Origin of the sequence: Aurantimonas aggregata, assembly GCF_010500835.1 — a bacterium.
Classification (GTDB): domain Bacteria; phylum Pseudomonadota; class Alphaproteobacteria; order Rhizobiales; family Rhizobiaceae; genus Aurantimonas; species Aurantimonas aggregata.
On the sequence record NZ_JAAAMJ010000021.1, the window covers coordinates 19,636 to 30,829 of the forward strand.

Sequence of the window (11,194 nt, forward strand, 5' to 3'; positions counted from 1 at the left end):
CGATAGGCACGCCGAGAGACAAGCCATCTCAATGGCTTGGCTGAAGACCGGCGAGCCTCTTTTATCTTGCCATCCTCCGGTCGTGCGCCCTGTCTCCCGCCTCAACGTGCTCCATCCCACGCTGCTGCCCGCCACGTTGCGATACGAGGAAACCGCGCTCATTGCGGCCGTCCTGCACCTGGCCGGGCGACGAACAGCCTGTCTGACTGCGGCGCGACAGTGGACGTATCGCTGACGGGCACCGCCTTCGGACCGTCCTCCGACTGACCGTCGAGCTGCATCGGATCGACAGTCGCAGCGTCCTCAGCGCGGCCGACGAACAGCGGCGCGCGCATCCAGGCGTCGGGATCGGTGGCGGCGACGGTAACGGACATCGTAACGTCGCCGCCACTAACGAGAGGCGCGAGTGTCGTGAGATATGCTCGTGTCTCCGCCGGCAGAGGGCGGCCCGCGAGATGCTGTTCATAGCGACGCGGGCCGGCATTGTAGGCTGCGAGGAAGCTCGGCGATCCGTAGCGGTCGTGCATCTCGCGCAGATAACCGCAGCTTCTCGACACCTACTGCCCGAAAGCTGACGGTCCGCTTCTCGCCGCTCCTACCGATCGCTTCCCGTGCCGTTGCTCAACCTTCTAGCAGTTCGCTGATGGTTCGACAGACCTCATCGGCGGCGAGTTGGGTGGCTTTGTCGAGGTGGACGTAGCGCTGGGTGACGCCGCGGGACGCATGACCGAGCAGGGCGGCGACGGTGAGTTCGGAGTAGCCGAGGTCGCCTGCGAAGCTCGCGAAGGTGTGCCGCAGCAGGTGCGGCGTGACAGGCTCCAGCTTCGCTGCGACCGACAACCGAGTGAGCACGCGCGAGACGCCGACGAAATGGTCGTTGCCGATCTCGCCTGGAAACACGAAGGCGCTGTTGCCGAGGATCGGCTGCATCTGCAGGAGGCGCAGCGCCGCCTGCCCAATGGGGCGGACCTGCGCGCCGGTCTTGGTTTGGGGAAACCGCACGCAGCTTGCCCCGGCGTCGATCCACTCGCGCCGGAGCGCCAGCGCCTCCATGCGCCGGAAGCCGGTGAGCAGCATCAGCGTGACGGCGGCGGCCGCCGTTGGGCTCTCGTCGCGCGCTTTACGCATCACCTGGCCAAGCGCCGTCACCTCGGCTGCAGACAGCCGCCGCTCACGCTTGTTGTCACCTGCCACCTTGCGCGCGCCTTTGGCGGGGTTCGTCTCGATCACACCCCAGCGCGCCGCCTGCTCGAAGATGGTGTGCAGCATGCCGAGCGTGCGGCCTGCAACGCCGGTGCCGCCCGTCGTGACGCCGCCGCGCCCGACCCGCTCCTTAGCGGTCTTCCCGCTCGCGATGTGGGCTTGGAACGTCTCGAGATCGGCGATGGTGAGAGCGCGAACCATACGAGTGCCGAGCAGCGGCCTGACGTGGGTATCGATCCGGCTGCGGTCGAGCGCCAGCGTCGTGGCGGCGACCGGGCGGCGCTTGCGGCCGAGCAGGCGGCCAGCGCCAGCCTCTTCGAGGTACCAGTCGCACACCTGCGAGACGGTTGGCGCCCCGCGCAGCGCCTTGCGCTCGTCGGCCGGATCCTCACCCTTGCAGACCAAACCGAGCTTGTCGCGAGCGAGACCGCGGGCCTGCTCGGGGGTGAGGACCTGCAGCGAGCCGAGCGTCAGGCGGCGGCTGCGGCCTTCGCTGTTGCGATACTGGATGATGTAGGAACTAGCGCCGCTGGGCCGTAGGCGCACGCCGAAGCCACGCAGTTCGTTGTCCCAGGCAAACACCTCCCGGTCCGGTTCGGGGCGGAGCGCCTCGACGGCGCGTTTGGTGAGTTTGGGCATAGGCGGCGTCCTGCTTACCAGGCAGCGATCCTACGCCAGCGGTAAGCGAAAAGGAAGCAGGTGGGAGAAAGCCATGGCGTACGGTAGCGTGGTCTGGCGTAGAGAAACCCTTTCAAAGCATGCCATTATCGTGTTTCAGCGTACTCAAGCGAGCCCGCTTCGCGGCGGAGCAATCTCTTGCCAAGGTTGGGGTCGAGGGTTCGAATCCCTTCGCCCGCTCCAATTTTCCTAGATCTATCCATAACTTACACATCAACGGATCGCTTGCAGCGAGACGCAGGCTTCCGTGGTGTCCACGTGAAAGCCAGCGAGTCTCTCGCTATGCCGTCTGGTGCTCCCGCTCATGGGCTTTCTGAAAGCGTCGACCTCCTAAAACCGTCGTAAATGTCGAGCACGCCATCAAGGTGCGTGAAGTGACCTGCAGAAACCGCGAGGTGCGCAGTAGCCATACGGTCACGCCGTAAGCAGTTACGTCAGAATAGCTTGTTGAGCCCGACGCGAAAGCTGCTGTCGGTGGCGTCAGTGCCGATTTGCCCGAGATAGTCGAAACTGAGCGAGACGTTCGGCGCAATTATCGTGGAGACGCTGGCCTCGACAATGGCAGCATCGCGGGAGATCGGCACACCCTGGACCGTGAAGGGCTGACCCGCGCCGAAGGCCAGCGCCGCGACGGGCGTGCGATCGCCCGATGCATGGCGCCACCCCACCATTCCGCGCGCCGAAAGATCGACGCCGGCAATCGTCAGGTCGCCGCTGCCACGCACACCGAGCGTCGTGAAGAGAGTGTCGGAGGACCCTCCGCCGGAGTTCAGTCGCGCCGCGCCGCCGTTCTCGGCAAAGCTGTCCGACTCGAGATGCACATGCGCGATGCCGGCGAACGGCTTGATGTCGATGCCGCCGAGGTGGATCCTGTGGCCGATCTCGCCGAATATTTGCGAGACGTCGACGCTGTAATTGGCCGAAAGACTGTCCGCAAATCCGGCGAACGAGACGGCGCGCTGGGTGTCCACGTCGTTCCAGCTGTAGGCAGCCCCGACCAGTGCCTCCACCGGCCCGAGAGCGCCGGCGCCATAAGCCCCGATGTGGGCCGTATCGATGCTGGCGCTGGAGCCCCGGGCGTCGACGCTGACCCGCGTGTGACCATAACCGCCGAAGAGCCCGAGCCGGGCGCTCTCCGTGAGCGGAATATCCCCGCCCAGGAAGACGCCGCCGACTTCGCGATCCGCAGAAGCCGCGCCGTCGGTGGCCTTCGCCTCGCCGATCGACCCATAGCCGTAGGCCCATGGTCCATGAGCGATCGAACGCGCACCGTCCGATCCCTGTTCGATCCCGGACATGACGGTATCGACCCGCGACGCGACGGCGTCACGGGCATGACGGCTGCCATCCACGAGCGCGCCGCGCACGGCGGCATGCACCTCGCCGGAAAGCTGTTCGAAGGCGGACCGGGCTCCGGCCAGGTCGGAGAAGAGGACGGCGTTGTAGAGGGGGAGCGTTTCGGCTCCCGCGATCTGGGAAAGCCCGTCGAGGGCCTGCGCGGTCGCGAACTGATTGGCACTCTGCGCGGCAGCGACGAAGACCGGTAAGGGCGCGCCCGGGCTGGGCGGCAGGGCGGGTGCCAGCCTGTCGAGGATCAGGGATACTGTCGTCGGACCGTATTCGAGCGACGGGATGAGGAAGGCCGAGCCGCCGGCTAGTATCGGTTCCCGGAAGGTGCCCGTGACTGCGTCCGCAATCAGGATCGTCCGCCGGCGAATTTCCTCGTAGGGGATCGCCGGATCGAGCCCGGTGACCACGACGCTGGCGCCGCCGAGGCTCGCCGTCCCGCCGGCGACGACCGGCGTCAGCATGCCCGATGGCACCACGGCAAATATCGCGGCCGGGGCAAACGTCAGGTCGTTGACGATCTGCAGCGAGGGCCCGGCAGCCAGGAGCGTGCCGCCTGCACCAAGAGCGAGCGAGCCGACCGTCCCGCCTCCCGTCACCGTCCCGCCTCCGAATACGGAAAGCGGCACGAGCGGCAGGCCGCCGGCTACCAGCAGCGTGCCGCCGGTGACCTGCGAGGCGCCGAAGATCACGCTGGTATTGGCGACCGTGAACGTGCCGTCGCCCTGCTTGGCGAAGCCGCCCGCGCCCGTGAAGGTGCCGGAAAACACCGTCGAGCGATTGTCCCCGCCGAGCGTCAGCGTGTTCGCGGCGAGATCGACCCGGCCGGCACCGGCTAGCGAGCCGATCTCCTGGGCGAAGCCGCCAATGTCGAGCAGCGCGCCGTCCGCAACCGTCACGGCCGAGCCGGGGGCGAAAGCGTTGACGGCGGCACCGAGCAATGTTCCCGCCCGAACGTCGGTCGCTCCGGTGTAGTTATTGACGCCCTCGAGGCCGAGCACGGCAGTGCCCACCTTGATCAGCGAGCCGCCCGTACCTCCCGCGACGCCGCCATCCGAAATCCCGCCGATGGTGCGCTGCGGACCGTCGTCGCCAACGGTCAGGGCAATGCCACCGAGGAACACCTGGCCTGTCCCCAAGAGCGAGGCGACGCTGGTGGCACCCGTCGTGATGCCAGAGAAATCGACCACGGCGCCGTCCTGTAGGCGGATCTCGGCGCGAGCACCGGAGGCACTCTCGGAAAAGTAAGTCGCGCCACCAGTCAGCGTTTCGACCAATGCCGAACCGGCAGACGAGCGTCCGGTGAAGCTCAGGACGCCGGCATGGCTGATTTCGCCAGCCCCGGCCGTGGCGTCTTCCGAAAATGCGATCGTGCCGGTCCGATTGCCGATGATCCGACCGTCCGCCAGCGTGCTGGCACCGGCAAACCGCAGCGAGCCTGAGTTGCCGATGACGGCTGCCCCGGCGGTTGCCGCGCCTTCGAACACCACCTCGCCGGTCGCATTGTTGGCAATGAAGCGATCGTTGGCGGAGGCCTGGTCGGTGAACCGGACGGTTCCGCTGTTGGTCAGCGCAGCGCCGCCGCCGGCATTCGCGTCGCCGGCAAACGCGACATTCCCGCCGAAATTGTTGGTGATGCCGGCAGCGCCGGCACTCGCCGCATCGACGAAGTTCAGCGTTCCGTTGTTCTCGATGGTCGCAGCCCCGGCATTTGAGCCTTCCGTGAAGCGCGTCTGGCCCGAGGCGTTCGTCACGATGGAGGCATTGCCGGCCGTGCTGGACCCCGAGAAAGCCGCTTCGCCGTTCACTGTCAGCAGGGCAGTTTCAGCGGTGCTGCGATCCTCGAAGAATGCGGCACCACCCTCGTTCAAGACGATCTGAGCATCAGCCGCCGACGCTTCGTCGCGGAAAAAGACGCTCTCGTCAGTGTTGCGCGTTATCATGGCGCCGTCGGCACGTGCGGTGCCATCATAAGTGATGTCGCTTGCGAGCATCTGGAACGGGGCTGGCGCGGCCATGGCTGCCGGCGCCGACACGACCACGTCTTCCGCCTGCATGGCGAACGGCTCAGCCGCCTGAGCCGGAAAGGCGAAAAGTCCGGCAGCGGTTGCCGTCAGCGCGCAGCGCAGGGTCATAGAATCAGTCTCCATGAGCAACTCTACGCTTTCGATGCAGCTGAGGAGGATACCATTCGGCATCAATGCGCCGGCTTTCCGCAGCCAGGCATGAGCGAGGCTTGCGGCACGCATCTCGGAGAAAGGATTCGTGACGCTGATGCGGTTGCCCGCATGGCGCATTCGAAAGGCGCTACCCTTCCCGACGACGTGGCCATGACATCGAGAAAATCAGGATCCGACCTCGACTCCGGGCAGATGAGCCTTTTCACCGCCGCATGTCAGGGCGCGGACAGCGCACCGGCCTCGCCCGTGTGTGCTCACTACGCCGTATCGCTGTATTGGCTTTCATGATCACTACGACATGCCCGACGATTATCTGAGTGCAGCGATTGCTCAGATGAAGCCAGGCGACTAACGTTCCAGATCTGGGCCATATAAATATGGCAGCACAAGCTCCTAAAGATAAATTTAACTGCTAATCAAGGATATGATATATGAAGGAAAGCAAGGGTAAGCAGAAGAAGGTTCAGCCTCCAAAACCCAACGCCTCGCAAGCAAGCGTCAAAGCGGAGCTTGCTCCCGTGAAAAAACCAAAGAAATAGTTTTTTCCCTTCGCTCAAGTGCCACCATTCTTGAGGATTTGCTCACTTATGGGGAGAGAGATTTTGAGGAGCGATGACCGCGAGTTGCGCCACTGCTTCGCCCGCCGGCGACATTGGACTCGCGGTTACACGCCGGTTGCAGACACCGGCCTCGCTGACAGTTCGATGCGGCTCAACGCCGCCGTGTGAAGACGGCTGATGCTCTAGCGCCGGGCGGAAGGGCACTCTTGCGCGCTAAAGTGCACCGGACGCATCGGTCCAACGCCGTCAATTCTCGATTCCGAGGTCCGATCGAAGGGGCAAAGCCCGACGCCGCGGATAAATGTTGCCGCGGCAAGCCGAAATGGCAGCGGCTGCGACGTTGTCGCCGCACCCGCTGCACGGGATTCACCCCTTCGGCGCCACGTCGTCCACTTCGGTCTCAGGCCGGTCGCCGCCGTCGGCGACTTCCTCGTGCCATTTGCCGTCGGCGGTCTCGTAGCTGATGCCGCGGGTTTCGCCGGCGAGGCGCTGGCGTTCGGCCGCGTCCTTGGCGGCGGCGAAGGCGGTGTCGTGGTCGGCGAAGGTTTCGGAGAAGACGTCGCCGACCTTGTAGGCCCAGCCGCCGTCATGCTCGACGATCCGGTAATGCAGTTCGCTCATGGGTCGGCCTTTCATCTGTCTGTTGAGCCCGCCAAACGTCGTGAACCGGGCGCCCGTTCCGCCGGTCGCCTCGCCATCGGCTGCGCGCCTCACCATATCAGCGCGATGCGCCAGAACCATTACACCTGCCCGCCCATGTCCCGCACGCTGATCCTTCCCAGCGTCGCCGTGTCGGCGCCATTCCAGCTGTTCGGTCGCTGACCGTGCCGATGACCTCTTTGCCCGGGCCGCCCGCCGGCCAGGTCGACGTCTGGCTCGGCTTCCTCGCCGACGTGCCGACGTCGCTGGAGGCCGCCTATGAACGCCTGCTGGATCCCGGCGAGCGGCTGCGCCACCAGCGCTACAAGGTCGAGGGCGCACGCCGCGAGTTTCTGGTGGGCAAGGCGCTGGTGCGCACCGTCTTGTCGCGCTACGCCCCGACGGCGCCGACGGACTGGCGCTTCGAGGCCAACGAATACGGCCGGCCGGCCATCGTCGGCGCCGCCCCGGGTCTCGTCTTCAACCTTTCCCACACGCGCGGGCTGGCCGCACTCGCCGTGTCGCGCGACTGCGATCTCGGCATCGATGTCGAGAGCGCCGATCGGCCGAGCGCCACGCATGATCTCGCCGGCCGGTATTTCTCAGCCACGGAGGCGGACTTCGTGCGCGCTGGCGGCCCCTTGCTGGCCGAGCGCTTCTTCGCCGTCTGGACGCTCAAGGAGGCCTATATCAAGGCCCGCGGCATGGGCCTTGCCCTGCCGCTCGACGGCTTCTCCTACGATCTGGCGGGCACCGAGCCGACCATCGAATTCCACGATTCCTGCCCGGACGATCCGGCGCGCTGGCGTTTCTGGCGCGGCGGGGTGTCAGACACCCACCGGCTCGCCCTCGCGATCTCGCCTGGCGCGTCTGGTGCCAACGTCCAATTCCGCCGCATCGTGCCGCTCACCGGCTTCGACGAAGCGCTGACGCCTGCCGCCGTCTCACTCGATGCGCCGGCCGACGGGCGCACGGCGTGAAGCTCTACGCCGTCGCCGATCTGCATCTCGGCCATCCCGCCAATCGCGAGGCGATCCACGCCATCGAGGCGCGCCCTAACGACTGGCTGATCCTCGCCGGCGATGTCGGCGAGACCGAGCGGCATCTCGATCTCGCCATCGATGCGCTGCAGGACAAATTCCGCCAGCTGGTCTGGGTGCCGGGCAATCACGAGCTCTGGGCCGTCGCCTCGCACGGCACGCCGCTGAAGGGCGAGGCGCGCTACGCGCGCTTCGTGCAGCGCTGCCGCGAGCGCGGCGTCCTCACCCCGGAGGATGATTATCCGGTCATCGCGGTGGACGGCACGCTCGTGCGCATCGTGCCGATGTTCCTGCTCTACGATTATTCCTTCCGGCCGGCGCACGTGGCGCTGGAATCAGCCGTCGCCTGGGCACGGGAGGCGGGTTTGCGCTGCGCCGACGAGAGCCTGCTGTTGGCAACGCCCCACGCCAGCCGCGGCGACTGGTGCGCTGCCCGCGTCGCCGCCACCGGGGCGCGCCTCGACGGGCTCGATGCCGCGATCCCCAACATCCTCGTCAATCACTGGCCGCTGCGCGAGGAGCTGGCCCGCCTGCCACGCATTCCGCGCTTTTCGATCTGGTGCGGCACGACGCGCACGCAGGACTGGCACACCCGGTTCAACGCCCGCGCGGTGGTCTCCGGCCATCTCCACATGCCGTCCTCGCGCGTCATCGACGGCGTCGCCTTCGAGGAAGTCTCCTTCGGCTACCCCAAGCAATGGCGCGGCCGCCGCGAGCCCGACGCGGCGCTGCGCCGGATCCGGGTGTGATGGCCGACCCGCTGCAGCGGACCGAACGGGCCGGGACCGGTCTGCGCCGAGCGCGTTCGTCGGACAAGGCATACCCTTCTCGACGAACGCTCGGCGGGCGCCGCTATCCTCGAACGAGGTAACGCCGTGAATCCCAGCAGTGCCGCCGAGAATGATGCCGTCGCAACGGGTCAGAACCGGTAGCGCAGGGATCCGATCACGTTGCGGCCTTCTTCCCGATAGCAATATCCCGATGAACAGGTGGCGTCGCGCTTGTCGAAGAGGTTCTTGGCGTTGACCTGCGCGCTGACGCCTTCGAGCTTCGGGTTGGCCGCACCGAAATCATAGGACAGCGACGCGTCGACGAGGATGCGGGAATCATTCTTGAAGCTGTTGGTGTCGTCGCCCCAGCTCTCGCCGACATAGCGAAGCCCCGCCCCGACGCCGAGACCCTTGGCCTGTCCGCCCTGAACCGTATAGTCGCTCCAGATCGACGCCTGATGCTGATGGGACACAGAATTGGATTCGTGCCAGCAACGATCGAGCGGCGAGTGGGCCCTGCTGCCCGACACGCGTCTCTTCGACATCGAAGGAGCGGACGGCGAGATCTGGCGACTGTTCGTCCATGTTCCGCCCGGCAATTCGCCGCCAGACGGGTGGCCGCTGTTGGTCATGACCGACGGCAACGCGATGATCGCGACGGCCGTCGACACGGTCGGTGTTCAGGCAGCCTATCCGATGGGCACCGACGTACAGCCGGGCGTCATCGCCGCGATCGGATACCCCGGCGACGACGCCTACGATCCCCTGCGTCGTTCCTTCGACCTGTCGCCACCGCCGGGCCGTACCTATCCGCCGTTTGCCGAGGGGGCACCTGCCGTGGTCACGGGAGGCGCCGATCGCTTCCTGCAATTCATCGAGCACGAAGCCTTGGCGTTCGTGGAGACGCGCTATGTCGCCGCCAGCCCAACCATCTCCTGGGAGGACGGCCTGCTCCTAAACAGCGAGAAGCTGTTCGCCGCGTCGCCGGAGCTGGCGCCCTTCCAATACGAGCGCGAGGACACGGCGAAACGTATCGCGCACGCCAGGACGATACAGACGCTGGCTCTGACGCAGGCCATGGCCACTCGCCTGGCAAACCTGCCGCGGATCAGCGTGGTCTGCGAGACCTATCCCGGCGAAACCCACATGACGATGTTGCCGGTCGCCATCTCGAGAGCGGTCCGCGTCGCCTTTCGTCTATCCGCATAAACTTCGCGTCCGCCATCGCCGTACTCGACGGGCAATTGTATCGAGTTCTCCCTGTGGCTGGCATTTGCTTGTCATATCGTGAGCGATGGGTCGGACCGGCATGCCGCGCGCCTGAGGCGCCGTCACCTCATTCCGCGCTGATTCGCGGCAGAACTTTCGCCTGCCTGACGAATTCCGAGCAATCCATGCGTCGTCGGGGTCCCGCCCCCACCCTATCTCATGGCCTGACACAAGCATCCCGGAGACATTCATGTCGCAGATCACCATGGCCGGCCGCCCCGGCGGTGCCGTGAGCCCCGCCGTCTGGGTCGCCCTCGGCCTCGGCCTCATCGGCGCGCTCGGGCTTGGCCTCGGCCAGAGCCCGCGCATCGCGGCGCTCTTCGTCGTCGGTGGCGCCTTCGGCCTCGTCCTCTACCACGCCGCCTTCGGCTTCACCTCGGCCTGGCGCAACTTCATCAGCGACGGCCGCGGTCGCGGCCTGCGGGCGCAGATGGTGATGCTCGCCATCGCCGTCGCGCTGTTCTTCCCGGCGCTCGCCGCCGGCAGCCTGTTCGGCCAGGAGGTGTCGGGCTTCGTCTCGCCGGTCGGCGTGTCGGTGCTGGTCGGCGCCTTCATCTTCGGCATCGGCATGCAGCTCGGCGGCGGCTGCGCCTCCGGCACGCTCTACACGGCCGGCGGCGGCAACGCCCGCATGCTGATCACATTGGCCTTCTTCATCGTCGGCTCGCTGCTCGCGACGATCCATTTCGACTGGTGGATGGCGCTGCCGGCCTTCGAACCGATCTCGGTCGTCGAGACCTTCGGCGCACCGCTCGGCATCGTCCTGTCCTTCGCGCTCTTCGCGGTGATCGCGGCGGTGACGATCCTCGTCGAGAAGCGTCGGCATGGCGGGCTGGAAAAGGCCGAGCCGACCAAACGCCAGGGTCTGGCGCGCTTCGCCCGCGGTCCCTGGCCGCTGGTCGCCGGCGCCATCGCCCTGGCGCTGCTCAACTTCGCCACGCTGGCGCTGGCCGGCCGGCCCTGGGGCATCACCTCGGCCTTCGCGCTGTGGGGCGCCAAGCTGTCGCAGTTCGTCGGCGTCGATCCGTCGGCCTGGTTCTACTGGCAGCAGCCGGCCAACGCGACGGCGCTCGCCGGCAACCTCTTTGCCGACGTTACTTCGGTGATGAATTTCGGCATCATCCTCGGCGCCCTGCTCGCCTCGGCGCTGGCCGGCCGCTTCGCGCCGAACTTCGCCATCCCGAAGCGCTCGGTGCTGGCCGCGGTCATCGGCGGGCTGCTGCTCGGCTACGGCGCCCGCATCGCCTTCGGCTGCAATATCGGCGCCTATTTCGGCGGCATCGCCTCGGGCAGCCTGCATGGCTGGCTGTGGCTGGTCGCGGCCTTCGCCGGCTCGACCCTCGGCGTCCGGCTGCGGCCGTTCTTCTTCGCGGGCGAGCGCCCGCACGTGACCAAGGACGCCTGACCCTCAAGTCACATCGGAAGACCTAGACTAGAAGCCGCCGCGATCCCCCGCGGCGGCTTTTTTATTTCCTGAAATCCAAGGAATCCAGTCCTTTCCGACGCGG

9 protein-coding genes are annotated in these 11,194 nt (G+C 66.5%); 4 read left to right on the forward strand and 5 right to left on the reverse strand.

Annotation, left to right across the window (positions count from 1 at the left end; genetic code table 11):
* Positions 1 to 158 precede the first annotated feature (158 nt).
* The 4 genes from GTW51_RS19400 to GTW51_RS19415 all read right to left on the reverse strand — a co-directional run bounded on the left by GTW51_RS19400 (position 159) and on the right by GTW51_RS19415 (position 6,589).
* Positions 159 to 374 carry a hypothetical protein gene (locus tag GTW51_RS19400; protein WP_163045706.1) on the reverse strand — a complete coding sequence of 72 codons (216 nt, stop codon included), beginning with the start codon at positions 372 to 374 and terminating at the stop codon, positions 159 to 161.
* A 247-nt stretch (positions 375 to 621) separates the two neighbouring features.
* Positions 622 to 1,842 (reverse strand): site-specific integrase, encoded by a 1,221-nt coding sequence (locus GTW51_RS19405; RefSeq protein WP_163045707.1) that lies wholly within the window; start codon positions 1,840 to 1,842, stop codon positions 622 to 624.
* A gap of 473 nt (positions 1,843 to 2,315) precedes the next feature.
* Positions 2,316 to 5,363, reverse strand: coding sequence for an autotransporter outer membrane beta-barrel domain-containing protein (locus tag GTW51_RS19410; protein WP_163045708.1), 3,048 nt, complete (start codon positions 5,361 to 5,363; stop codon positions 2,316 to 2,318).
* A gap of 971 nt (positions 5,364 to 6,334) precedes the next feature.
* Complete coding sequence (locus GTW51_RS19415) at positions 6,335 to 6,589, reverse strand: DUF2188 domain-containing protein (RefSeq protein ID WP_163045709.1); 255 nt, start codon at positions 6,587 to 6,589, stop codon at positions 6,335 to 6,337.
* A 209-nt stretch (positions 6,590 to 6,798) separates the two neighbouring features.
* Here GTW51_RS19415 and GTW51_RS24070 point away from each other — a divergent pair, with 209 nt between their 5' ends.
* Together GTW51_RS24070 and GTW51_RS19425 are read left to right on the forward strand one after the other, a co-directional pair.
* A complete protein-coding gene (locus GTW51_RS24070) occupies positions 6,799 to 7,587 on the forward strand; it encodes a 4'-phosphopantetheinyl transferase family protein (RefSeq protein WP_163045710.1) in 789 nt (262 codons plus the stop codon).
* On the forward strand, positions 7,584 to 8,396 hold the full coding sequence (locus tag GTW51_RS19425) for a metallophosphoesterase (protein ID WP_163045711.1): 813 nt from the start codon (positions 7,584 to 7,586) through the stop codon (positions 8,394 to 8,396). Before GTW51_RS24070 ends, GTW51_RS19425 begins: the two co-directional genes overlap by 4 nt.
* A gap of 170 nt (positions 8,397 to 8,566) precedes the next feature.
* Here GTW51_RS19425 and GTW51_RS19430 read toward each other — a convergent pair whose 3' ends face one another.
* Positions 8,567 to 8,890: a TonB-dependent receptor domain-containing protein gene (locus GTW51_RS19430; RefSeq protein ID WP_203566194.1), complete on the reverse strand. Its 324-nt coding sequence runs from the start codon at positions 8,888 to 8,890 to the stop codon at positions 8,567 to 8,569.
* 4 nt (positions 8,891 to 8,894) lie between these two features.
* Here GTW51_RS19430 and GTW51_RS19435 point away from each other — a divergent pair, with 4 nt between their 5' ends.
* Complete coding sequence (locus GTW51_RS19435) at positions 8,895 to 9,626, forward strand: alpha/beta hydrolase (RefSeq protein WP_163045713.1); 732 nt, start codon at positions 8,895 to 8,897, stop codon at positions 9,624 to 9,626.
* A gap of 250 nt (positions 9,627 to 9,876) precedes the next feature.
* Entirely contained in the window at positions 9,877 to 11,091 is a 1,215-nt protein-coding gene (locus GTW51_RS19440) for a YeeE/YedE family protein (protein WP_163045714.1), read from the forward strand.
* Positions 11,092 to 11,194 lie beyond the last annotated feature (103 nt).